The sequence below is a fragment of the Devosia geojensis genome (genome assembly GCF_000969415.1).
GTDB classification, from domain to species: Bacteria; Pseudomonadota; Alphaproteobacteria; order Rhizobiales; family Devosiaceae; genus Devosia; species Devosia geojensis.
This window is the reverse complement of record NZ_JZEX01000090.1, coordinates 1-23,621: the sequence shown is the minus strand read 5'-3', so window position 1 is coordinate 23,621 and position 23,621 is coordinate 1. Positions and strand designations below refer to the sequence as shown.

Below are 23,621 nucleotides of genomic sequence, written 5' to 3'. Positions count from 1 at the left end.
GGGCGGCGGGGGCAAGCGTGAGGGCGAGTGTCATCGGGGATTGATCGGAGCTGGTCATGGGGCGTCGGTACCATCGCAGAGGAAGAGTGCTCGGCTCGTTCGCCTCCCGCCCCCTTGAGGGGAGGGAATGAGGGTGGGGGTGGTTCAGTTGGTCACCGATGGACCCCCACCCCCGACCCCTCCCCTCAAGGGGGAGGGGAGCCAGGGCACCGTGGTCTAGCCTGCCGCTTCGCGAGCGGCAAGTCAGGCAACCGGCGCGACGAGCATCACCAGGTTGCCGTCCGGATCCTCGACATAAGCCGCCCGCTCGCCCCAGGGCTGGTCGACGGGCTCGAGCGCGACCGGGGCGCCGATGCCGCGCAAAGCGGCGACGCAGGCATCGACGTCCTCGACGTTGATGCAGAGCTCGATGCGGTGGCCGCTGGCCGGGCGCTGGGAGCGGCCGTGCAGGGTTGCCCGGAAAGGAGGCCGATGCCGAGCTCGGTCGTGCCGAACTGCAAGGTGAGGAAGACGGGATCGCCCTCGGGCGGGAACTGGTAGATCTTCTCGCCGCCGAGCACGCCTTCGTAGAAGGCAAGGGCGCGGCCCATGTCGGCAGCCGAAAGCATGGGCATGACCCGTGAGGCCGGTTTCATCGTCTCCTCCCCTCAAGGAACGGGAGGCAGACTACGCCGGTTGGCCGGGCCGTCAATGCGGCCCGGCCTTTGCGCTCAGTGCCCGTGGGCGAACTCCTGCCCTTCGACCGGAGCGGGCTTGCGCACGAAGAACGCGGCAACGATCGCAAAGAGCGAGATGACGCCGCCGGTGACGAAGGCGATGTGCAGTCCGCCGGTGGTGGCGGCAACGGGCTCGGCCCCTTCGGCCAGGAGCGTTGCGGTCCGGATCGACATCAGCGAGACGAAAAGCGCGATGCCGATGGCGCCCGCCACCTGCTGCACGGTGCCGATGACGGCGCTGCCGTGCGAGTAGAGCCGGCTCGGCAGCGAGCCGAGGCTGGCCGTGAACAGCGGCGTGAACATCAGCGCCAGGCCGACCGACAACGTCACATGGCCGGCGAGGATGAACGGCACGGGGGTCGACGCATCGAGCAGGCTCATGGCCAGCAGCACGATGCTGACGAGGATCGAACCCGGCACGATCAGCACCGTCGGTCCATAGCGGTCGTAGAGGCGGCCGACGAACGGCGCGAGCAGGCCCATGACGAGGCCGCCCGGCAGCATGAGGAGGCCGGACTGCAGGACCGTCAGCCCCAGCACGTGCTGCATGTAGATCGGCAGCAGGATGATGACGCCGAACATGGCCATCATGCTGATCGCCATCATGACGACGGAAACCGAGAAGGTGCGGGCAAGGAACGTGCGCAGGTCGAGCAGGGCCTTGTCGGCGCGCTGCAGCATGAGCTGACGCACGACGAAGGCGGCGATGACCGCAACGCCGACGCCGATGGCGAGCCATGGCGAGACGAGTGTATGGCCGCCCGCGGCTTCCCCGAAGCTCGACAGGCCGTAGACCAGCGAACCGAAACCGACGACCGAGAGGACGACGGAGACGATGTCGAGCGGCGCATAGCGCGGGGTCGTCACGTTCTGGATGCGCGCAACCCCGAGGGCCAGCGAACCGAGGGCAATGGGCAGCACGAGCCAGAACATCCAGCGCCAGTCGAGGACGCTGAGGATGAAGCCGGAGATCGTGGGGCCGAGGGCCGGCGCCACCGAGATGACGATCGAGATGTTGCCCATGACGCGGCCGCGCGACTCGGCGGGCACGAGGTTCATCACCGTCGTCATCAGCAGCGGCATCATGATCGCCGTGCCGATGGCCTGGACGATGCGCCCGACGATGAGCATCTCGATTCCGGGCGCGAGCGCGGCGACGAGCGTGCCGGTGCTGAACGCGCTCATGGCGGCGATGAAGACCGTGCGCGTGTGGAAGCGCTGCAGCATGAAGCCGGTGATGGGGATCACCACGGCCATGGTCAGCAGGAACGCCGTCGTCAGCCACTGGGCAGCGCCCGCGGTGACCCCGAGGTCCTCCATGAGGTGCGGCAGCGCGACGCTCATGATCGTCTCATTGAGGATCACGACGAAGGCCGACACCAGCAGCAGCGAGATGACGAGGCGGTTGCGGGCTGCGGTGTTCTCGGCGACGGCTTGCGGGGGAACGGGCATGTTCATGGTGGCTTCGGCACTCATGGCGGGACTCGTATCGGTTGAAAACGGCGGGCCGAAAATCTCGGCACACCCTTGCGACGAACGGCTTGAAATGTTTTCGACATGGCGCCGGAAAATATAGGCGCTGTCGGAATAACGGCCGGTCATAGCGACTTCCGGCCGAAAAAGCGGACGGCGTGTTTACCCGGATAAGCTGGGCAGGCCAAGCCCAAAGTCACGCAAAAATTCACGCATGGCAGGCATGCAGGATGGGCATAGTACAATTCCGGGTCGGCGGAGCCGACCGCATGCCCTATGCTCAAGGCCAAGGAGAATCAGTCGACCCATGGCCATACGCCAGCTACCCGAAACGCTGATCAACCGCATCGCTGCCGGCGAGGTGGTGGAGCGCCCGGCGAGCGTCGTCAAGGAGCTGGTCGAGAACGCCATCGACGCGGGCGCCGGCCGCATCGTCGTGACGACGGCGGGTGGCGGCAAGGACCTCATCCGCATCGAGGACGACGGGGCCGGCATGGACGAGGCGGACCTCCGTCTCTCGGTCGAGCGGCACGCCACCTCCAAGCTCTCGGCCGACGACCTCGACGATATCCGCACCCTCGGGTTCCGCGGCGAGGCGCTGGCCTCGATCGGATCGGTGGCGGAGCTCACCATCTCGACGCGGCAGGCGGGTGCAGCGAACGGCCTGCGGCTGGCGGTGCGCAACGGGGTCAAATCCCACCCCGTGCCGGCGGCGATGAACCGTGGGACGACCGTCGAGGTCAAGAACCTCTTCGCCAACGTGCCGGCGCGGCTGAAATTCCTCAAGTCCGACCGGGCGGAGGCGGGCGCGGTGACGGACGTCGTCAAGCGCCTCGCCATGGCCAATCCCGGGGTCCACTTCGTGCTCACCGGCTCGGACCGGGCCGAGAGCAACTGGCCGGCGGTGACGGGCGAGGGCGCGCTCGGCGCGCGGCTGGCGCAGGTGGTGGGCGCCGATTTCGCCGAGAACGCGGTGCAACTCGCGACCGTGCGGCATGGGATCGTCGTGGCGGGGCTCGCGGGCCTGCCGACCTATACGCGGGCCAATTCATTGAGCCAGTTCTACTTCGTCAACGGCCGATCGGTGCGCGACAAGGTGCTGGTGGGGGCGGTGCGGGCCGCCTATGCCGACTATACCTTCCGCGACCGCTTCCCGGTGGTTGCGCTCTATATCTCGATCGACCCGGCGGAAGTCGACGTCAACGTGCACCCGGCGAAAGCCGAACTGCGCTTCCGCGATGCGGGAGCGGTGCGCGGAGCGGTGATCCGCGCCATCGGCGAGGCGCTGGCGGCGGCCGGGTTCAAGGCAAGCACGACGGTCGGCGAGGACATCCTTGCCGCCTTCCAGGCGCCGGCCGCGCCCATGAGCGCGCGCGCCTATTCGGATGCGGCCGAACCCATGCCTTACGCTTCGGGCTCCGCCTCGTACTCGACGCCCTCCCCTGCTCCGGCCTGGAGCGCGGCACCCGCCCGATCTCCTGCCCCTTCATGGGAGGCGGGGCTTGCAGGGCTGACCGAGCCCAGCGGGCGGATCGAGGCGCTGGAGGAAGGGGAGCCCGGAACGATCGACTTCCCGCTCGGCACGGCGCGGGCGCAGATGTTCGAGAACTTCATCATCGCGCAGAACGGGGACGGCCTTCTGCTGGTCGACCAGCACGCGGCGCACGAGCGGCTGGTCTACGAGCGGTTCAAGGCGCAGATGGCGGCGGGGCCGGTGCCGAGCCAGCGGCACCTGATCCCGGCCGTAGTGGAACTGCCCGAGGAGGACTGCGCGCGGCTCGAGGAAGCGGCGCCGACGCTCGAGCGGCTGGGGCTTTACCTCGAGCGCTTCGGGGCCCGGGCGATCGCGGTGCGCGAGACCCCCGCCCTTCTCGGCCAGGCGGACATCGACGGGCTGGTCAAGGACCTCGCCGACGGGCTTGCCGAATGGGAGACGACCACTGCGCTTTCCGACCGGCTCGAAGCCATCATCGCGCGCATGGCCTGCCACGGCTCGGTGCGCTCGGGCCGGCGGCTCAAGGTCGAGGAGATGAACGCGCTCCTGCGCGAGATGGAAGCCACCCCGCACTCGGGCCAGTGCATCCATGGCCGCCCGACTTATGTGGAGCTGAAGAAGCGCGACATCGAGCGGTTGTTCGGGCGGAGCCGGTAGTTAACGAATCCCTCTGGACTCATAAGAGATGTTCGCGCATTGTTCCCTTGAACAAAGGGGGAACAATCATGCGTCGCTGGCTTATAGCATTTGCCTGTTTTTTCTTTTCCAGTTTTCCCGTGGCAGCCGACAACTGGCTCAAGGCGCTGATGCTGTTCGATGCAGGCCGCTATAAGGAAGCCATCGAACTGCTGACGCCGCTAGCCCAGGATGGCAATCTGGAGGCGCAGGAAATCCTCTACAGCACCTACATCCATGGGTATGGCGTGCCGGTAGATCGCGCCAAGGCATTTGGCTGGCTGCAACGCGGTGCCGAGCAGGGGAGCGCAAGGGCGCAGGAGGCCGTGGGGCGCCACTATCTCTATGGAAATGGCGTTCTCGCAGATGAAGTGCAAGCCGCGCACTGGTTCAGGTTGGCGGCGCAGCAAGGCCACCCGGCTGCGATCTATAACCTCGGCGTGATGACGATGCATGGTCAAGGTGTCGAGGCCGACCAGGAGGAGGCGTGGCGCCTCATCACGCGGGCGGCAGAACTGGATGATCCTGATGCGCTTTATGTGATGGGTGGAGTTTCCCTGGAAAATGCCGCCAAGACGGGCGACGTCGACACAGGTCTCGGCTATCTGAGCCGGGCCGCCGAACTGGGTCAGCGGCGAGCCAGCGCTCTGCTGGGGCTCCTTCTCGAGGATTTCCCTGAAGTCCCCCACCACCTCGTCAAATCAGCGTTTCACTACCAGATGGCGCTTGCTGCGGGATGCGACGACATCAGCGACGCGGCGGCCAGGGCCGTGGCACGTCTCTCGCCCGACGAACGCGAAGCGCTGGACTATAATCTGGCTCTCTGGGCGCCGGACACGGATCCCCGTGACGCGAAACCTGCCCCGGGCCCCTGCCTCAACGAATGAGGCAGGACGCGGAGGAAGCCCCCGGATCAATGTCCGGGAGCTCTATGGCAGCAAACTACTGGAACACGCTCGCCCCACGGTCCGCGACGCCGACCAGGGCGCGCATGCCGGCGAAGAGCTCGCGGCCCATGCCGTAGTGCTCGCGGCGCAGGTCCTCGGTGGCGGGGGTGCGCGAGAAGAATTCGCGCTCGTCGCCGACGAAGTCGAGGGTGCCGGCTTCGGCATCGAGGCGGATGACGTCGCCGTCGCGGATCTTGGCGATGGCGCCGCCGTCGATGGCCTCGGGGGTCATGTGGATGGCGGCGGGCACCTTGCCCGAGGCGCCGGACATGCGCCCGTCGGTGAGGAGCGCGACCTTGAAGCCGCGGTCCTGCAGGACGCCGAGGGCCGGGGTGAGCTTATGGAGCTCGGGCATGCCGATGGCGCGCGGGCCCGAGAAGCGCACGACCGCGATCATGTCGCCGGTGAGCTCCCCGGCCTTGAAGGCGGCCTGCAGGCCATCCTGGCTATGGAAGACGCGGGCGGGCGCCTCGACGATCCGGTGCTCGGGCTTAACGGCCGAGACCTTGATGACCGAGCGGCCGAGATTGCCGGTGAGGAGCTTCAACCCGCCGGTCTTCTGGAAGGGCTCCCTGGCCGATGCGAGCACCTTGGGAGCGGCCGACTGGGCGGGCGCGGGCTCGAAGGCGAGCTTGTCTTCCTTGAGCTTGGCTTCGACGGTGTAGCCGGAAAGGCCCGTGCCCCAGACGGTCCTGACGTCCTCGTGCAGATACCCGTCCTCGAGCAGCTCGCGGATGAGGAAACCCATGCCGCCGGCGGCGTGGAAGTGGTTCACGTCGGCGACGCCGTTGGGATAGACACGCGCCAAAAGCGGGGTTGCATCGGAGAGATCCGACATGTCGTCCCAGGTGACCTGCAGGCCCGCCGCGGCGGCGATGGCGATCAAGTGCATGGTGTGGTTGGTCGAGCCGCCCGTGGCATGAAGGCCGACGAGGCCGTTGACGATCGCCTTCTCGTCGATGACGTGGCCGACGGGGGTGTAGGCGTTGCCCTCGCTGGTCAGCGAGAGCGCGCGCTTCGTCGCCTCGCGGGTCAGCGCGTCGCGCAGCGGCGTGCCGGGATTGACGAAGCTCGCCCCGGGCAGGTGGAGGCCCATGATCTCCATCAGCATCTGGTTGGAGTTTGCCGTGCCGTAGAAGGTGCAGGTGCCGGGCGAATGGTAGGACTTGGCCTCGGTCTCGAGGAGCTCGGCGCGGCCGACCTTGCCTTCCATATAGAGCTGGCGCACGCGGCTCTTCTCGTCGTTCGGCAGCCCCGAGGGCATCGGGCCGGCGGGCACGAAGACGGCCGGCAGGTGGCCGAAGGTCAAGGCGCCGATGAGGAGGCCCGGCACGATCTTGTCGCAGATGCCGAGGTAGACGGCGGCATCGAACATGTTGTGCGACAGGGAGATGGCCGTCGCCATGGCGATGACGTCACGCGAGAAGAGCGAGAGGTCCATGCCCGGCTGCCCCTGGGTCACGCCGTCGCACATGGCCGGCACGCCGCCGGCAACCTGGGCGGTCGCGCCGATCTCGCGGGCAGCCTCCTTGATGATCTCGGGATAGAACTGGTACGGCTGGTGAGCCGAGAGCATGTCGTTGTAGCTGGTGACGATGCCGAGGTTGAGCGTCTTGGTGCCGGCGAGCGCCGCCTTCTCGGCCGGCGAGCAGGCGGCAAAGCCGTGGGCGAGATTTCCGCAGGAGAGCGCGGCGCGATAGACGCCCTGCTGGCGGGCGGCGTCGAGCCGGTTGAGGTAGTCGCGACGGGTGTCGCGGCTGCGCGCGGCGATGCGATCGGTCACATCCTGGATGGCCTTGCGGACAGACATGCTTTCTCCTTAGCCGTGCTCAACGCCAGCCAACGGCCGGCCACGGCTCTCGTCATGGGGCATGGTCTTCACGCGGCGAGAGGCACCCTCGCCGGCGGATCATGCCTTTGCTGATGTTCCCCTGGAGCATTGCAATGCTCCCGCGGCCAGGGCGGTCGATTGGGGACCGCCCCAGGAGCTCAGGGACACCAGTAAACTGTCATCGGCCGGCCGGCGCGCAACACCGCGCGGACTGGCATTTCCTCGACCGGCCCATCGGCCAGCGCCGTCTCCAGCACCTGCGCCTTGTCCTCGCCCTCGATGTGGAGGAAGAGCGCATCGGTTTCCAAGAGGCGCGGCAGGGTGAAGGTCACGCGCGGCTCGCCGGCGCCCGGCGCGCGGATGGCGATCACCGGACCGGAGGCGGACAACGCTTGCGCAAGCGTGTCGCCGCCCGGAAAGAACGAGGCTGTGTGACCGTCGCTGCCCATGCCGAGGACAACCGCCGCGAAGGGGTGCGGCAGGTGCTGAAGACCGGCCGCGGTCCTGGCGATCCGGGCAGCATCGGGCTCGGCGCCGCCCGAGTAGAGCGGCAGGAAGCGGGCGGATGCCGCCGGCCCCTGCAGAAGCTTCTCATTGACCAGGGCTGCGTTGGAACGCTCGTTCAGCTCGTCCACCCAGCGCTCGTCGACGAGGGTGACGACGACCTTGCCCCAATCGATGTCCTTGCGCTTGCCGAGGGCGGCGAAGAACCTGGCGGGCGTCGAGCCGCCGGAAACGGCGATCGCAGCCTCGCCCCGCTCGGCGATCGCCGCGTTGATGCGGCCGGCGACGGCGTCGGCGAGTTCCTTGGCGAGGGTCGTCTTGTCGGCAAACGAGCGGCGGTCGAGCATCAGTCTGTCCTTCGAGGGCATGCCGGATTCTACCACCGGGTCATTCCCGCGAAAGCGGGAACCTCTGTTTCCGCCGAGCCGCCGGACAAACGGAGGTCCCCGCTTTCGCGGGGATGACCCGGTGGGAAGATGAGCGAACGTTCCAAGCTGCGAGCACTCACTCCTAGTGGTGATCCTCGTACCAGGTGCGCCCGTCGCGCTCGATGAGGGCGATGGAGCCGGTCGGGCCCCAGGTGCCGGCGGTGTAGGGCTGCGGCGGCTCGGACGCGCGATCCCAGGCTTCGCGGATGGGATCGACCCACTTCCAGGCCGCCTCGAGCTCGTCGCGGCGCATGAAGAGCGTCTGGTTGCCGCGCACCACGTCGAGCAGCAGTCGCTCATAGGCTTCAGGCGTACGCTCGGAGAAGGTCTGGGCAAAGGAAAGGTTCAATGGCACCTCGCGCAGGCGCATGCCGCCGGAGCCGGGATCCTTGATCATCATCATCAGCTTGACGCCTTCGTCGGGCTGCAGGCGGATGATGAGCTTGTTGGGGCGCGGCGCGCCTTCAGCATGATCGAAGATCGAATGCGGGATCGGCTTGAACTGGATGCAGATCTCCGACACCCGGCTTGCCATGCGCTTGCCGGTGCGGAAATAGAAGGGCACGCCGGCCCAGCGCCAGTTCTCGACCTCGGCCTTGAGCGCGACGAACGTCTCGGTGCGGCTGCCCTTTTTTTCCTCGGGCAGCTCGTCCTGATAACCGGCGACGGAGGTTGTCTCGGATTTGACACCCCTGTACTGGCCGCGCACGGTGTTGCGGGCGACATCGCCGTTAGCGATGGGCTTCAGAGCCCGCAGGACCTTGAGCTTCTCATCGCGCAGCGCGTTGGCGTCGTCGGACGCCGGCGGCTCCATGGCGACGAGGCAGAGGAGCTGGAGCATGTGGTTCTGGATCATGTCGCGCAGCGCGCCGGACTCGTCGTAGTAGCCGCGGGTGCCCGCGCCCACCGATTCGGCGACGGTCAGCTGCACATGGTCGATATGGGCGCTGTTCCAGACGGGCTCGAAGAGCGCGTTGGCGAAGCGCAGCGCCAGGAGATTCTGGACCGTCTCTTTGCCGAGATAGTGGTCGATGCGGTAGACTTGGTCTTCCTTGAAGATCTTGGCGACGCCGTCGTTGATCTCCATGGACGAGGCGAGATCATGGCCCAAGGGCTTCTCGATCACCACGCGGGCATCGCGCCGGTAGAGCTTCTTCTTGGCCAGGTACTCGGCGATGGGCTCGAAGAGATCGGGGGCGACGGCGAGATAGAAGGCGCGCACGACCTTGGGATCATCGCGCAGCGCCTTGCCGAGATCGCCCGAACCCTCGGGGTTGCTGGCATCGACCGGCACATAGGAGAAGATCTTGACGAACCGGTCGATGACCGCCTCGTCCTGATATTCCTTCTCGACGAACTGCGCGATGGCCTCGCGCGCCGCCTTCTGGAAATCGGCGTCGCCGAGCTTGCTGCGCGAGGCGCCGATGATGCGGCTCTGCTCGTCGAACTGGCCGTCCTTGAAACGGTGGTAGAGCGCGGGAATGAGCTTCCGCTTGGTCAGGTCGCCGGTCGCGCCGAAGACGACATAGTCGAAGGGCTGGACGGGAATGATGCGGCTGGACACGGAGCTTGTCCCTTTCAAGGTCATCAGGTCTTTGCGAAGTAGTGCCGGGCGAGGAGGACCGCGCCGTGCAGCGGCTCGTAGAGCGGCAGGCGCACGAACTCCCCGTAGCGTTCCTTAAGGAGCGGCATGAGCCGCTGGCCGAAACCGCCGACCACGGCCATCTTATCGACGCCGCGCGCCCGGAACCAGGAGACGTAGGTGTCGACGTAGGACATCTGCAGGTCCATCATCCTGCGCGCCACCGGATCGCCCTTCTCGTAGTGATCGATGAAGAGCGGGGCGAGCTTGCCGAACTCGGCCGGGGCGCGGCCGACCAGCAGGTCCTCGTGCCCCTCGGAACCGTCGTCGCCCACAATGCGCACGTTCTTGTCGGTGGCGAACGACCAGCTCATCACCGCCTGATTGTCGCCGCCGAGCGCGGCGACCACTGCTTTTGTCAGGGGCGAGGCTTCGACCAGCCCATCCTCGGCCTCGACGGAATAGCGCAGCAGCTCGCGCCCGAGAATCGCGCCCGACATCTGGTCGCCGATCTGGAAGCCCCAGCCGCCGGCCTGGTAGCGTTCGCCCTTGACCATGGCGAGCGCCGCCGAACCGGTGCCGACGATGATGACGCCGCCATCCTCGCCACCAAGGGCGCCGGCATGGGCAATGTCGATATCGTCGAAAACCTTGACGCCCGCGAACGGCCAGGGGCGGTTGGCAAAGGCCTCGCGCGCCGTGTGCATGCGTCCGCCGGCCATGCCGAAGCAGGCATAGGTGCTGGCGGTCTGCCCATAATCGATGCCTGCGGCGGCAAAAACGTCGCGCGTGCCATCGCTGATGGCCTTCCAGGCGGGTTCGCCGTCGTCGATCTGCAGATTGGAGCGGCCGTTCTTGACCTCGGCGAGCGTCACCAGATTCTCGTCGGCCAGGCGCACGCGGCAATTGGTTCCGCCGCCGTCGACGCCGAGATAATAGGTGGGCAAAGGGCCGCCTCCTTGGGGCGTTGGTTGGATGGCGCGGCGCTGCGAGTCGTTTCCGGCCCGGCGCGCGATACTCAACACGGTTCGTTCGGCGCGGACCATAATGCGAAAGGCCATAAGACGAAAGTAGGATACGCGGCAAAATTCTCGCGGCCAGAAGGCCGTGCGCATGGCTCGTTTCCGTGAGCGGAGGGGAACGCGTTAAGCAACCAGACGCGGCGAAATATCTTGTAAGGTGACCGAAGACGTCGGCGGGAAAGAGGACGAGAGATGGCGCGACATGTTCTGGTGCTCGGCGGAGCGCGCTCGGGCAAGACGAGCTTTGCCGAACGGCTGGCGGCCAAATACGGAAGCCGGCCCGCCTACCTTGCCACCGCCGAGGCGCTCGACTCGGAAATGGCCGACCGCGTCGAAACGCACCGGCGCCAGCGCGAGGGGCGATTCGAGACCATCGAGCAGCCGCTGGCGCTCGCCGAGACGCTGCAGGCGGCCGCGAACCACCACGACGTCATCCTCGTCGACTGCCTGACGCTCTGGATCAGCAACATGCTTGGGGCCGGCACCAACGTCGCCGAGGCGGTGGAAGAGCTCGCCGCGACGCTGCGGCAGATGGAGAGCAGCATGGTGATCCTCGTTTCCAACGAGGTCGGGCTCGGCATCGTGCCGGAGAACGCCATGGCGCGGAACTTCCGCGACCTGGCGGGAGCCACGCACCAGCGGCTGGCCGAGATCTGCGACGACGTCTATTTCATCGCCGCCGGGCTGCCCCTGGTGCTGAAGGGGCGGGCGCCGGAATAACGGCTCAAAGCGTCGAGAGCATCAGCGCCAGGACAATGCTCAGGACCAGCAGCACGTTGAGGGTGGCGCGGTAGAGCTGGTGGGCGCGCAGGATGTCGCTGCCGACGAGCGCCGACTTGCCCTGCCCCATCACCGGCAGATCGACGGTTTCGCCCTGATAGCTGCGTGGCCCGCCGAGCGCGAAGCCGAGGGCGCCGCCCATGGCGGCTTCGGGCCAGCCGGCATTGGGCGAGGCGTGCTTGCCCGCGTCGCGCTTGACGGCGGCCCAGGCCTGCGACGGGCTGGCGTGGGGCACGAAGAAGCAGGCGAGGGTGATGAGCACGGCCGTCAGGCGCGCCGGGATCCAGTTGACGGCATCGTCGAGCTTTGCCGGGGCCCAGCCATAGTCGCGGTAGCGCGCATCCATGTGGCCGACCATGGAGTCGGCAGTGTTGATGGCCTTGTAAAGCACGATCCCCGGCAGGCCGAAAAGCAGCAGCCAGAACCAGGGGGCGACGACCCCGTCCGAAGTGCTTTCGGCCAGCGTCTCGATGGCGGCGCGGGCAACCCCGGCCTCGTCGAGCTGGTCCGGATCGCGCCCGACGATGTGGCTGACAGCCTCGCGGCCGGCAGCGAGCGAGGTGCGTAGCGCCTCGGCCACGGCGGCGACGGCGCGGCCGAGCTCCTTCTGGGCCAGGAACGGCACGGCGAGCAGCACTTCGAGCACCCAGCCCAGCGGCAAGCCGCGCACGAACTGCTGGACGACGAAGGAGAGGATGAAGGCGACGACGAGAAGGATGGCGAGCGCAATGATGCCGGCGTCGCGCCGCTGGCGGGCGTCGCGGTCGGGCCGGTTGAGCCGGTGCTCCAGCCCATCGATGAGGCTGCCGAACCACATGACCGGATGGCCGATGCTTTTCAGCAGCTGCTCCGGATAGCCGAGCCAGCGTTCGGCGACGAGCGCGAGCGGAGCGATGAAGACTGACATCAGGTTCGGACCTCCCTAGGGTGTGTTGAGATTCAGGTGATGCCGGGCTCCAAATGACCGTTTTCTGCGCTTCCGGTGCTCACGTACCAAGGTACGCTCCGCTCCGGTTCTCGAAACCAGCCATTTTCGCCTCGGCCTGACCTGAATCTCAACACACCCTCGCCAGCGACAACAGGGCATCAAGATCGAGATGCGATTCGAGATGGGCGGCAAGCCCGTCGAGGGCGGCTTCCACGCCGGATTCGTAGGCGAGCGAAGGACTGGCGGCAGCGCCGAGGAAGGCGCGGCGAAAACCGTCGGCGGCGAAAAGGCCGTGGAGATAGGTACCGGCGACGAGCCCGTCGCGGCTGCGAGCCCCCTCGGGCATGCCTTCGACGCGGGCGAAGGGAGTGGCTCGGTCGGGACCGGTCGTCTCGCCGATATGCATGTGATAGCCGGTGAGCGGCTGGCCGCTCTCGGCGTCCTCGGCGGACTCGACCTTGAGGGTCTTGACCGGGGTGAGAACCGTCTCGACGTCGAGAAGGCCGAGGCCTTGGCTGGTGCCGGGCGTGCCTTCGATGCCGTCGGGATCGGCGATGGTTCTGCCCAGCATCTGATATCCGCCGCAGATACCGAGGATGCGGCCGCCGGCGCGGTGGCGGGCCCGGATATCGATGTCCCAGCCTTCGCGGCGGAACGCTGCGAGATCGGCGCGGGTCGCCTTGGAGCCGGGCAGGATGACGAGGTCAGCGTCGGCCGGAATGGGACTGCCCGGTTCGACGATGAGGACCTCCACTCCGGGCTCGGCACGCAGGGGATCGAGATCGTCGAAATTGGCGATGCGCGGCAGGCGAGGGACGGCGATGCGATAGCGGGCGCCGGGCTTGGGTCCGCTGCCGGAGAGACCCAGCACGTCCTCGGCAGGGAGGCGCCTTGCATCGGGAAATATCGGCAGCGGGCCAAAGACCGGCCGGCCGGTGCGCTCGGCGATGAAGGCCTTGCCGTTGTCGAAGAGGGTCGGATCGCCCTGGAACTTGTTGACAAAGGTCGCGGCGATGCGGGCCGCGTCCTCGGGATCGATGACGGCGAAGGTGCCGACCAGGGAAGCGATCACCCCGCCCCGCTCGATGTCGCCGATGAGGACGACGGGCAGGTCCGCCGCTTGGGCGAAGCCGAAATTGGCGATGTCGCCCTGGCGCAGGTTCACTTCGGAGGCGCTGCCGGCGCCTTCGACCAACACGTAATCGGCGTCGGCGGCGAGCTCGCGGAAGGCGGCGAGGACCTGCGGCATAAGCTCGATGCGGCGCCTGAAGTAGTCGCGGGCCGTCATGGAGGCGAGGCGCTTGCCGCGCACGACCACCTGTGCGCCGGTCTCCTGCTCGGGCTTGAGGAGCACCGGGTTCATCGCGGTCAGCGGCTCGCGGCGGGCGGCGCGGGCCTGCAGGGCCTGGGCGCGGCCGATCTCGCCGCCATCGGCGGTGACGGCGGCGTTGTTGGACATGTTCTGCGGCTTGAACGGAGCGACCTTCAGGCCCCGATTGGCGAGCGCGCGGCAGACGCCCGAAACGATCAGCGATTTGCCGACGTCCGAGCCCGTGCCCATGAACATCAATGCCTTGGCTGCCACCTTACCCCTCATCCGGCGCTTCGCGCCACCTTCTCCCACAAGGGGAGAAGGGAAGAAAGAGCGCAAGCTCACGCCGTGTCGATCACATGGGCATAAGAGCCCATGACCCGCCCCTCCACAGCCCCCATCGGCGGCAATGCCTCACCCAGGGCGTCGGTGGCGGCAAAGAGCGGCGTCAGGCGGGTCTGTTTGGCCGAGGAATAGTGGAACTCGTGGCCCATGAGCCGATCCGGCCAGGGCAAGGGACTAGCGTGGGCGAGGCGTCGGTAGCCGAGGATACGCTTGGGTCGATCGATGCGGGTGGTGACGGGAAGAAGCCCCGCCATCTCGTGTGGGACGCCGGCCTTATCGACCAGCGCGTCGCCCAGAACCATGAAGCCGCCGCACTCGCCGTAGATCAGTGCGCCGCGATCACGGGCCGCATGGAGGCCGGCTTTGAACGTGGTGGCAGCGGCAAGCACTGCGCCGTGCAGTTCGGGATAGCCGCCAGGCAGGAATATTGCGTCCGCATCGGCGGCTGGAGCCTCGTCCGCCAGCGGCGAGAAGAAGGCGAGTTCGGCCCCGGCGTCGCGCCAGCCTTCGAGCATGTGGCGGTAGAGGAAGGCGAAGGCCTGGTCGCGGGCGATGGCGATGCGCTGGCCGAGGGGGGCGAGTGCCGGTCCCGAGGGAGCGGCGGGTTCAAGCGGCGCGGCCAGCGCCACGAGGCGGTTGAGATCGATGTAGTCGGCAACGACTCCGGCGGCACGGGCGACGACGGCGTCGAAGGCGGCGACCTCGTCGGGGAGGACGAGGCCGAGATGCCGCTCGGGCAGCACGAGACCGGCGTCGCGCGGCAGGACGCCGAGGCAGGGCAGATCCGTCTGCGCGAGGGCGGCGGTCAGCATGCGCTCGTGACGGGTGCTCGCGACGCCATTGAGGATGATCCCCGCGACCCGCACGTCCTCGCGCCAGCGGGCAAAGCCGGAGACGAGCGCGGCGACGGACTGGCTCTGGCGGTCGGCATCGACGACGAGCACCACCGGCAGGCCGAGAGCCGCGGCGAGGTCGCCGGTAGATCCCGTGCCGTCGGCAGCGCCGTCAAAAAGGCCCATGACGCCTTCTACGAGCAGCAGGTCGGCGCCGATTGCGTGACCGGAGGCAAGGCTCTTGAGGCGTGGCGGCGGCATGGCCCACGGGTCGAGGTTGACGGCCGGGCGGCCGGCGGCGCGCTCGATAATGGCGGCATCGATGTAGTCGGGGCCGGTCTTGGCCGGCGCGACGGCGAGCCCGCGCCGGTTGAGCGCTGCGAGGAGCCCGAGCGTCACCACGGTCTTGCCGGAGCCCGAGCGCGGCGCGCCGATGACGAGGCCCAGCGGCTCAGCCAATACCGTTCTCCCGCAGGACGGGGACGTACCAATCGAGCACGGCGCGATAGGCGGAGACCGGGCCGAGAACGACGATGGCGGGTGTCGGCAGGTCGGCGAGCGCGCGCGCCTCGCCAAGAGTGGTCTCGACGACGCGCTGCTCGGGCAGCGTCACCTGCGAGACGATGGCGAGGCGATCGGCCGGATCGCGGCCGGCGGCGAGGAGCTTTTCAGCGATGGACGGCAGGTGCTTGACCGCCATGAACATGACGATCACAGGCGCCGCATGGGCAACCGCCGCCCAATCCACCGCTTGCGGCACGCCGCCGGTCTCATCATGTCCGGTGAGGAACAGCACCGCCTGGTTGGTATCGCGATGGGTGACGGGAATGCCGGCATAGGCAAGGCCGCCGAGGCCCGAGGAAATGCCGGGCACGATGCGGAACGGAATGCCGGCCGCAACGAGCGCCAGCGCCTCTTCCCCACCCCGCCCGAACATGAACGGGTCGCCACCCTTGAGGCGCAGGACGCGTTTGCCCTGCCGGGCGTAGTCGATGAGCCTGATGGTGATGTCGGCCTGCTGCGGGCTCGGCTTGCCACCGCGCTTGCCGGCAAAGACGATCTCGGCGCGAGGTGCCGCCATGGCGATGAGCTTTTGCGAAACCAGCGCGTCGTGGACGACGACATCGGCTTCCCGCAACGCATGATAGCCGAGGAGCGAGATCAGCCCCGGCGCGCCGGGGCCGGCGCCGACGAGCCAGACGGAGCCCGGTTCGAAGCAGGGGAAATCCAAGTCATCGAGGGCAGCGAAGCGGCCGTGGAGGCGGAGGAGGGATTTGAGGCGGTCAAGCATGGGCATGGCGGAAAACACCCCCCTCCCGTCCTCCCCCGCAAGGGGGGAGGTGCTGCATTTTGCTCGTGGCGCGATCCCGCCAGGAAACGGGAACCACACCTCCCCCCTTGCGGGGGAGGATGGGAGGGGGGTACTGCTCGGCCCACCCTAACAACAGGCCCCACGCATGCGCATCCTCATTCTTGGCGGCACGGCGGAAGCTCGGGCGCTTGCCGGAAGGCTGGTGGGGATGGGGCACGAGGTCGTGACGTCCCTCGCCGGGCGCACGCAGACCCCGAAGCTGCCGCAAGGGAACGTGCGCGTCGGCGGGTTCGGCGGCATTGCGGGGCTCGAGACGTACCTCCGGGCCGCGCATATCGAGCGCGTCGTCGATGCGACCCACCCTTACGCCGGCACGATTTCCGCCAACGCCGTTGCCGCCGCGCGAGGCTCCGGCATACCGCTGGTGCGGCTGATGCGGCCCGCATGGGAGCCGGAAATGGGCGAGCGCTGGACGATGGTCGAGAGCTTTTCCGAAGCAGCCGCTGCCTTGCCGGCGGGAGCGCGGGTGCTGGTCACGACGGGACATGCCGAACTCGGCCGCTTCCTCGAACGAAACGACTGCCGGCTGGTGGTGCGGCTCATCGAGCGGCCGGGCGAGCCGGTGCCCGGACACGCAAAGCTCATCCTTGCCCGCCCGCCCTATACGCTCGCCGACGAGCTCGCGCTGATGCGCGGCGAGGCGATCACACATCTCGTCAGCAAGAACTCGGGGGGCGAGCAGACCCGCGCCAAGCTCGAGGCGGCCCGGCAGCTCGGCATCGAGGTGGTGATGATCGCGCGGCCCGCCTATGGACCGGCGCGGGAGGTGGCGAATGTCGAGGACGCCATCGCGGCGCTGGAGCTGGCCTGACGTCATCGCAGCGCTCCGGTGAGGCGCCCCAGGGCGCAGGTGGCTTCCGCCGACAGGCGCTTGGGCAGCACCAGTTCGCCGCACGCCAGCACCGCAGCTTCGGCCACTCCCGGCAACCCGACGTGGTCGGCGACCATTGACGACGGCGTCTGCAGGTGTTCGGCCAGGCGCTGCAGCTCCTCAGCCGGCACCGCCCGCACCGGCACGCCGAAATGAGTGGCGGCGGCGTGCACCGCCGGTTCCCCGGCCTTGCCGACAAGGGTGGCGATGAGCGCAAGTTCGGAGGGGGTCGAGCCGGCTTCGGCGAGAGCGGTTTCGATGAGGGTGATGAGCCCTTCCGCCGAGGCGCCGCGCCGGCAGCCGACACCGGCGACGAGCCCGGCAGCGACATCCGCGGGAGGGGGAGACAGGACCGACATGTCCAATGCGCCTCTTTGTTGACGAGCGACAAGAGGCAGGTCCGCGAAAACCGTTGCAGCTCCGGCCTTGGCCCCCGATTTGGGTCGGCCGCACCGGACTCTGTTTCAGTTCCTCATGTGGAACGCTGCGCTGAGCAAGCCTTTAAAGGCGGTGAAGAGCTTGGTCAATCAAGGGCTTGGCCGGAACCTCCTGCAGACGAGAATGCTTCTGAAAATCATTGGCAAAAACAAGGACTTGCCGGGATCACAGGCCTCGTCTATGCCGGGCGCAGGCTTAAGCCGGGGAGCGGCACATGGCGGACACATCGACCCGGCGCACGATCGCCATTTCCGTTGCGAGTCTCCTCGTTGCGCTGGTCGTGCTCGGCCTCAAGGGGCTCGCCTGGTATGTGACCGGCTCGATCGCCCTCTATTCGGATGCGCTGGAATCGATCGTCAACGTGGTGACCGCCGCCGTCGCGTTGGTGGCCGTGTCGCTTGCGGCCAAACCCGCCGATGCCGCCCTGCCCTACGGCTACCACAAGGCCGAATACTTCTCGGCGGTCGTCGTCGGCGTCATGATCATCATCGCGGCGATCCTCATCCTGCGCGAGGCCTGGCTCGGCTATCTCGAGCCGACGCTGCCGCAGGCGCCGGTGCAGGGCCTTGCCATCAGTGGAATCGCGACGGCGATCAACGCGGTCTGGGCATTCGTCCTCATCCGTCACGGCAGGGCGGCGCAATCCCCTGCCCTCGAGGCGGACGGCAAGCATCTTTTCACCGATGTGCTTTCCACCATCGGTGTCATCGTCGGGCTGGTCCTCGTCTACCTGACGGGCTGGGCGGTGCTCGATTCACTGCTGGCGGCGCTGGTGGCCATCAACATCCTCTGGTCGGGCTGGACGGTCATCCGCGACAGCGTCGGCGGGCTGATGGACGTCGCCGTGCCCGCCGAGACGCAGCGGGTGATCCGCGAGGTCATCGCCGGCAATGCGGACGGCGCCATCGAGGCGCACGACATCCGCACCCGCCAGGCCGGCAAGATGACCTTCATCGATTTCCACCTGGTGGTGCCGGGCGCCATGAGCGTCGCCGACGCGCACGAGATCTGCGACGGCATCGAAGCCAAGCTGCGTGAAGCGGTGGAGCCGGCGCAGATCACCATACACGTCGAGCCCGAGGAAAAAGCCAAGCACACGGGGATCGTGGTGGTGTAGGCACGTTCTCAGGGACGAGTCCCGGTTCCCGCACAGCTTCTCATTCGCAAACCTTGAAAGCGCGTCTTCGCCCCGTCATCTCCTCCTGGTAGGAGGAACAACCATGAGCATGCCAAGCCTCTACGACTGGGTGGGCGGAACCGCGGCGCTCGAGCGCCTGACCGCGGCATTTTACGACAAGGTGAAGGCCGACGACGTGCTGGGGCCGGTCTTTGCGCGGATGAACCCGGATCATCCGGCGCACGTGGCGGCTTTCCTCGGTGAAGTTCTGGGCGGTCCCAGGCTCTATTCGGAGCGATATGGCGGGCACCCCGAGATGATCCGCCACCACCTCAACCGCAACCTTTCCGAAGCGCAGCGGCGGCGCTGGATCAACCTGCTGCTCGATGCCTATACCGAGCTCGGGCTGCCGGACGACCCGGAATTCGCCTCGGCGCTCGTCGGCTACCTCGAATGGGGCACGCGCATGGCGGTGCTCAACTCGAAGCCCGGCGCAAGGCCCGGGCTCGACGAGCCCATGCCGGAATGGGGATGGGGTGAGGTCGGCGGACCCTACCAGCCCAAGAAAAGTTGAACCCTTGCCGATTCCGGCGACGCGACGCACACTCGCCCACATGCGGATTCTCCTCGCCCTCCTCCTTGCCGCCCTCGCCCTCGTAGCTCCCGCCCATGCGCGCGAGCTCGGCTGGAGCCGGTACGACAACGCGCGCTTCGGCTATGCCGCCGGCATTCCGCCGCGGTTTTCCGGCTATGGCGAGAGCGACAACGGCGACGGGCAGATCTTCGACGATAGCGCCAAGGGCCAGGTGCTCTCCTTCTGGGGCAGCATCCTGGCCGAGGAGAGCTTCGAGGGAGCGGTCAAGGCGCGGATAGGCTATGCGGAGCGCGACGGCTGGAACATCGCGGCGCAGACTGTGACGCCGCGCTGGGCCAATTTCTCCGGCGTCCTCGGCCAGCGCATGTTCAATGCCCGCATGATCCTGCTCTGCGACGGCGAGAGCTACGCGGTGATGACGGTGCAGTACTCGGTGATCCATGCCGGCGAGATGCAGGACCGGCTGCCGCAGCTCGAGGACACTTTCCGTGCCAAGGGCTGCTAGAACTCTATGCCCGCCTGCGCCTTCACGCCCGCGCGGAAGGGATGCTTGATCTCGGTCATTTCGGTGACGAGGTCGGCGATCTCGATGAGCTCGTCCTTGCCGTTGCGGCCGGTGACGATGACGTGGGTGTCGTGCGGTTTGTTGCGCAGCGTTTCGACCACTTCCTCGATCGGCAGGTAATCGTAGCGCAGGCAGATGTTGAGCTCGTCGAGCAGCACCATCTTGTAACGCTCGTCGACGATCATCGCCTTGGCCGTCTCCCAGGCGGCGCGGGCGGCGGCGAGGTCGCGCTGGCGGTCGGCGACGTCCCAGGTGAAGCCTTCACCCATCGCCTTGATGGTCACCTGATCGGGGAATTTTTCCAGGATATCGCGCTCGCCGGTACCCCACTTGCCCTTGACGAACTGCACGACGCCGACGTTGAAGCCGTGGCCGATGGCGCGGAAGACCATGCCGAAGGCGGCGGTCGACTTGCCCTTGCCCTTGCCGGTATGGACGATGAGGAGGCCCCGCTCCTCGGTCTTGGTCGCTAGGATCTTGTCGCGGGCGGCCTTCTTCTTCTTCATCTTTTCGGCGTGATAGGCGTCGCGCTCCGCCTCGCTCATGAGGTCGGTTTTCTTTTGCGTCTTGTCGGTCATCGCAGGCGCTCCGCATGGTCGATGATGATGCGCGCCGCCTGTTGCGGCAGCAGGTCGGTGGTGTCGAGGTCGAGGCGATTGGGGTGGTCGACGGCGAGCAATCGCGTGTGGCGGCGCTTGCGTTCGGCCGAGGCAGCGTCGGTATGCTTGAGGCGCTCTTCGCGTTCGGGCGAGGGAATGCGCATCGCATGAGCTTCATCGGACGCGGTCAGCAGGACCGGAACGAAAACGCTGCCGCGGCGATCGGCAAGACCGACGATCTGCTCGTAGGTGGCGAGATCGACCGGATCACCTTCAATGAGGGCGTTGGTCAGCACGAAACTTATCTCGGGCGGCGTAAGCTCCTCAATGGCGGCTACCGCCTGGTCGCGGATAGCGCCGATGAAATCCCATACTCGACCGGGCAGCGGCGTCTTGCCGTCCGCGCGGATCAGCGAGAAAATGACGTTGTTGGCCAGATGGTTGTCGAACAGGCGTGCATCGGTCATGGCGCAGATCTGGCGCGCGATCGTCAGCTTGCCGACGCCGTAGTGGCCGATGAGATAGATGATCGTTCCGTTCATGCCGCTTCTCCCGAGAGAAGGGCATAGGCCGAGTTCGAGCGGGGTGTCCAGAGGCCGCGCTCGCGCGCTTCGTTGAATTTGGCGATCAGCTCGTCATAGCCGAAGCGGTTGTTGGACTTGAGGAAATCGCGCACGGCATCGGTCTCGACGAAGGCCTCGAAAGCGAGGTCGAAGTGATGGGGCTTGACCGCGCCGGTGGTGGCGGCGAAGGCGAACATGTAGTCGAGCGTGGCGATGATCTCGAAGGCGCCCTTGTAGCCGTGGCGCATCATGCCGGCGATCCACTTCGGGTTGACGACGCGCGCGCGCATGACGCGGGCGACCTCTTCCTCGAGCGTGCGGGTCAGCGGGCGCTCGGGGCGGGAGTGGTCGTTGTGGTAGGCGGCGGGACGGCGGCCGGTGAGGGTTTCGGCCGTCGCCAGGAGTCCGCCCTCGAACTGATAATAGTCATCGGAATCAAGCAGATCGTGCTCACGATTGTCCTGGTTGTGGACGACCGCTTCGATGTCGGAGAGGCGGGCCTTGAAGAGGTCGCGCTCGGGGGTGCCGCCGGCGTGGGCGCCGTAGGCGTACTGGCCCCAGTTGAGGAACGCTTCGGAGAGGTCGGCCTTGGTCTGCCACTTGCCGGAATCCATGAGGCCCTGCAGGCCGGCGCCGTAAGCGCCTGGTTTTGAACCGAAAATCCGGTGGCCGGCGAGAAGCGCGGCCTCTTCCTCCGATTTTCCGGATTTCATCAGACCCAGCGCCTCGGCGCGCATGCGGGCGGCGATGGGGTTCTGGTCTTCGGGCTCGTCGAGGGCGCCGACAGCGCGGGCGGCCTTGTCGAAGAGGGATATCTGGGCGGGGAAGGCGTCGCGGAAAAAGCCGGAAATCCTGAGGGTTACGTCGACTCGGGGGCGGCCGAGCCTTGCCAACGGGATGATTTCGTAGCCCGAGATTCGCAGCGACGTGGGGTCCCATTTGGGCTTGGCGCCGATGAGGGCCATGGCCTGGGCGATGTCGTCGCCGCCGGTGCGCATGTTGGCGGTGCCCCAGACGGAAAGGGCGAGCGATTTCAGGTAGATGCCGTGATCCTGGAAGTGGCGCAGGATCAGGTTTTCGGCCGATTTGCGGCCGAGCTCCCAGGCGGTGGTGGTGGGGACGGCGCGGTTGTCGACGGAATAGAAGTTGCGCCCGGTCGGCAGCACGTCGAGACGCCCGCGCGAGGGAGCGCCGGAGGGACCGGGAGCAACGAACCTGCCGTCGAGCCCATCGAGCAAAGCCTTGATTTCATTGGGGCCGGAGGCGGCGAGGCGGGGGCGGATGACGGTTTCGATGGTTTCGAGAACGGCGCGGGTGGCGGTCCATTCGGGGTCGGGACCGCGGCCTTCGACCAGTTCGGCAGCGAGGGCTTCCAGAGCTTCAACCACATGCCCGATGGTGTGCAAACTTTTGTAAAATTCCGGCCTCGAAAGCGTAAAACGCCCCTGCACATTTGACAGATTTTGAGGCCCTTTCCACTCGGAGCCGAGCTTAGCGGTCAAGGGATCGAAGCCGAGCTTCAGGTCGTCGGCGAGAGCGCGGATGAGACTGGCCTGACCAGCGCTATCGGAGCCGCGCGGGGTGCGGGCGAGCGCGACGATCAGGTCACGCTCCATCGTACCACCGGGTGAGCGGCCGAGGATATGTAGCCCGTCGCGGATCTGTGCTTCCTTGAGGTCGCAGAGGAAGTTGTCGATCTCGATGAGGGCGGCGTCGGGATCGAGCGGCAGGCCGATATCCTCGTCGAGCCGGGCGTCGCGGGTGAAATCGAGGATGCGGCGCTTCAAATCCGTGAGGCGGCGGCGGTCCATGCCGGAGGCGGCGTAGTATTCGTCGAGCAGGGCCTCGAGGTCTTTGAGGGGGCCGTAGGTCTCGGCGCGGGTCAGCGGCGGGACGAGGTGGTCGATGACGACGGCGCCAGTGCGGCGCTTGGCCTGCATGCCCTCGCCCGGATCATTGACTATGAAGGGATAGAGGTGCGGCAGCTGGCCCCAGAGGACGTCGGGGTAGCTCGCCCCGTCGAGCGCCACCGACTTGCCGGGGAGCCACTCGAGATTGCCGTGCTTGCCGTTGTGGATGAGGGCATGGGCGCCGAACTCCTCGCGCAGCCAGAGATAGGCGGCGATATAGGCGTGCGGCGGGACGAGGTCCGGATCGTGGTAGTTGGCCGCGTCGTCACGCTCATAGCCGCGGGCGGGCTGGAGGAGGATGGCGACGTTGCCGAAGGTGTGGATGGGCAGGTGGAAGGCGAGGCTTTCGTCGGCAGAGGAAGGCCCCCTCACCCGGCCCCATGTGGGGCCGACCTCTCCCTCAGAGGGAGAGGTGTGGGAGCGCGCGAAGGGGTCGGTGGCAGGGTCGCCCCAGCGGATGGTGACCTCGGACTGGACCGCTTCCGGCAACGTGGCAAAGAGGCTGCGGTAGCGGGTGAGCGGGAAGCGGATGCCTTCGCCTCGTTCTGGATGGGCATTGGTTGGGCCGGATTGCAGGAGGGTGATGAGGGCGTTGCCGTCTTGGGGAATGGCAGCGCGATGCTGGGCGCCGCTTGGGGTGAAAGCCGCAGCTCCCCCCACCCTGTCCCTCCCCTCCGGGGGGAGGGGACCCTCTCGGTCATTGGCGGCAAACTTGGGCGC

At 67.2% G+C, this 23,621-nt stretch carries 21 protein-coding genes and 1 pseudogene; 8 read left to right on the top strand and 14 right to left on the bottom strand.

What is annotated here, in order from left to right:
* Positions 1 to 243: 243 nt before the first annotated feature.
* Positions 244 to 450, bottom strand: a complete 207-nt coding sequence (locus VE25_RS23320; protein WP_244466893.1) for a VOC family protein — start codon at positions 448 to 450, stop codon at positions 244 to 246.
* Positions 451 to 452: 2 nt separating this feature from the next.
* Here VE25_RS23320 and VE25_RS23315 point away from each other — a divergent pair, with 2 nt between their 5' ends.
* Entirely contained in the window at positions 453 to 623 is a 171-nt protein-coding gene (locus tag VE25_RS23315; RefSeq protein ID WP_244466894.1) for a hypothetical protein, read from the top strand.
* Between the two features lie 87 nt (positions 624 to 710).
* On the opposite strand, the gene VE25_RS09330 is transcribed toward VE25_RS23315, so the two are convergent.
* On the bottom strand, positions 711 to 2,192 hold the full coding sequence (locus VE25_RS09330) for an MDR family MFS transporter (RefSeq protein ID WP_046108350.1): 1,482 nt from the start codon (positions 2,190 to 2,192) through the stop codon (positions 711 to 713).
* A gap of 304 nt (positions 2,193 to 2,496) precedes the next feature.
* Here VE25_RS09330 and mutL point away from each other — a divergent pair, with 304 nt between their 5' ends.
* A complete protein-coding gene (mutL, locus tag VE25_RS09325) occupies positions 2,497 to 4,341 on the top strand; it encodes a DNA mismatch repair endonuclease MutL (protein ID WP_046108342.1) in 1,845 nt (614 codons plus the stop codon).
* 68 nt (positions 4,342 to 4,409) lie between these two features.
* Positions 4,410 to 5,246, top strand: a complete 837-nt coding sequence (locus VE25_RS21790; protein ID WP_052731851.1) for a tetratricopeptide repeat protein — start codon at positions 4,410 to 4,412, stop codon at positions 5,244 to 5,246.
* A gap of 55 nt (positions 5,247 to 5,301) precedes the next feature.
* Here VE25_RS21790 and edd read toward each other — a convergent pair whose 3' ends face one another.
* The 4 genes from edd to VE25_RS21785 form a co-directional block, all read right to left on the bottom strand.
* Positions 5,302 to 7,116 carry a phosphogluconate dehydratase gene (edd, locus tag VE25_RS09315; RefSeq protein ID WP_046108341.1) on the bottom strand — a complete coding sequence of 605 codons (1,815 nt, stop codon included), beginning with the start codon at positions 7,114 to 7,116 and terminating at the stop codon, positions 5,302 to 5,304.
* Between the two features lie 179 nt (positions 7,117 to 7,295).
* Positions 7,296 to 7,988, bottom strand: a complete 693-nt coding sequence (pgl, locus tag VE25_RS09310) for a 6-phosphogluconolactonase (protein ID WP_046108340.1) — start codon at positions 7,986 to 7,988, stop codon at positions 7,296 to 7,298.
* Between the two features lie 163 nt (positions 7,989 to 8,151).
* A complete protein-coding gene (gene zwf / locus VE25_RS09305) occupies positions 8,152 to 9,633 on the bottom strand; it encodes a glucose-6-phosphate dehydrogenase (protein ID WP_046108339.1) in 1,482 nt (493 codons plus the stop codon).
* Positions 9,634 to 9,656: 23 nt separating this feature from the next.
* Positions 9,657 to 10,598 (bottom strand): glucosamine kinase nucleotide-binding domain-containing protein, encoded by a 942-nt coding sequence (locus tag VE25_RS21785; RefSeq protein WP_052731850.1) that lies wholly within the window; start codon positions 10,596 to 10,598, stop codon positions 9,657 to 9,659.
* Positions 10,599 to 10,865: 267 nt separating this feature from the next.
* Between VE25_RS21785 and cobU the strand changes: the two genes are divergently transcribed.
* Complete coding sequence (gene cobU / locus VE25_RS09295) at positions 10,866 to 11,393, top strand: bifunctional adenosylcobinamide kinase/adenosylcobinamide-phosphate guanylyltransferase (protein ID WP_046108338.1); 528 nt, start codon at positions 10,866 to 10,868, stop codon at positions 11,391 to 11,393.
* A gap of 4 nt (positions 11,394 to 11,397) precedes the next feature.
* Here cobU and cbiB read toward each other — a convergent pair whose 3' ends face one another.
* From cbiB to cobA, 4 genes are all read right to left on the bottom strand, one after another.
* On the bottom strand, positions 11,398 to 12,360 hold the full coding sequence (gene cbiB, locus VE25_RS09290; protein WP_046108337.1) for an adenosylcobinamide-phosphate synthase CbiB: 963 nt from the start codon (positions 12,358 to 12,360) through the stop codon (positions 11,398 to 11,400).
* Positions 12,361 to 12,508: 148 nt separating this feature from the next.
* The gene (locus VE25_RS09285; protein ID WP_046108336.1) at positions 12,509 to 13,948 is read right to left on the bottom strand and encodes a cobyric acid synthase; all 1,440 of its coding nucleotides are present in this window, start codon (positions 13,946 to 13,948) and stop codon (positions 12,509 to 12,511) included.
* An 86-nt stretch (positions 13,949 to 14,034) separates the two neighbouring features.
* A complete protein-coding gene (locus tag VE25_RS09280) occupies positions 14,035 to 15,330 on the bottom strand; it encodes a cobyrinic acid a,c-diamide synthase CobB (RefSeq protein WP_152664569.1) in 1,296 nt (431 codons plus the stop codon).
* Positions 15,323 to 16,168 carry a uroporphyrinogen-III C-methyltransferase gene (cobA, locus tag VE25_RS09275; protein ID WP_052731852.1) on the bottom strand — a complete coding sequence of 282 codons (846 nt, stop codon included), beginning with the start codon at positions 16,166 to 16,168 and terminating at the stop codon, positions 15,323 to 15,325. Before cobA ends, VE25_RS09280 begins: the two co-directional genes overlap by 8 nt.
* 160 nt (positions 16,169 to 16,328) lie before the next feature.
* Between cobA and VE25_RS09270 the strand changes: the two genes are divergently transcribed.
* Positions 16,329 to 17,054, top strand: a complete 726-nt coding sequence (locus tag VE25_RS09270) for a cobalt-precorrin-6A reductase (protein ID WP_046108335.1) — start codon at positions 16,329 to 16,331, stop codon at positions 17,052 to 17,054.
* 2 nt (positions 17,055 to 17,056) lie between these two features.
* On the opposite strand, the gene VE25_RS09265 is transcribed toward VE25_RS09270, so the two are convergent.
* The gene (locus VE25_RS09265; RefSeq protein ID WP_046108334.1) at positions 17,057 to 17,473 is read right to left on the bottom strand and encodes a cobalamin biosynthesis protein; all 417 of its coding nucleotides are present in this window, start codon (positions 17,471 to 17,473) and stop codon (positions 17,057 to 17,059) included.
* Positions 17,474 to 17,766: 293 nt separating this feature from the next.
* Between VE25_RS09265 and VE25_RS09260 the strand changes: the two genes are divergently transcribed.
* The 3 genes from VE25_RS09260 to VE25_RS09250 all read left to right on the top strand — a co-directional run bounded on the left by VE25_RS09260 (position 17,767) and on the right by VE25_RS09250 (position 19,769).
* Positions 17,767 to 18,669, top strand: a complete 903-nt coding sequence (locus tag VE25_RS09260) for a cation diffusion facilitator family transporter (RefSeq protein WP_046108333.1) — start codon at positions 17,767 to 17,769, stop codon at positions 18,667 to 18,669.
* A gap of 103 nt (positions 18,670 to 18,772) precedes the next feature.
* Entirely contained in the window at positions 18,773 to 19,243 is a 471-nt protein-coding gene (locus VE25_RS09255) for a group II truncated hemoglobin (RefSeq protein ID WP_046108332.1), read from the top strand.
* A gap of 40 nt (positions 19,244 to 19,283) precedes the next feature.
* Complete coding sequence (locus tag VE25_RS09250; protein ID WP_052731849.1) at positions 19,284 to 19,769, top strand: hypothetical protein; 486 nt, start codon at positions 19,284 to 19,286, stop codon at positions 19,767 to 19,769.
* On the opposite strand, the gene cobO is transcribed toward VE25_RS09250, so the two are convergent.
* The 3 genes and pseudogenes from cobO to cobN all read right to left on the bottom strand — a co-directional run.
* Entirely contained in the window at positions 19,766 to 20,407 is a 642-nt protein-coding gene (gene cobO / locus VE25_RS09245; RefSeq protein WP_046108331.1) for a cob(I)yrinic acid a,c-diamide adenosyltransferase, read from the bottom strand. The genes VE25_RS09250 and cobO overlap by 4 nt on opposite strands.
* Positions 20,404 to 20,970 carry a hypothetical protein gene (locus VE25_RS09240; protein WP_046108330.1) on the bottom strand — a complete coding sequence of 189 codons (567 nt, stop codon included), beginning with the start codon at positions 20,968 to 20,970 and terminating at the stop codon, positions 20,404 to 20,406. Before VE25_RS09240 ends, cobO begins: the two co-directional genes overlap by 4 nt.
* A pseudogene (gene cobN, locus VE25_RS09235) lies at positions 20,967 to 23,510 on the bottom strand (cobaltochelatase subunit CobN); the annotation flags it as partial. The pseudogene cobN and the gene VE25_RS09240, both read right to left, overlap by 4 nt.
* Between the last annotated feature and the right edge of the window lie 111 nt (positions 23,511 to 23,621).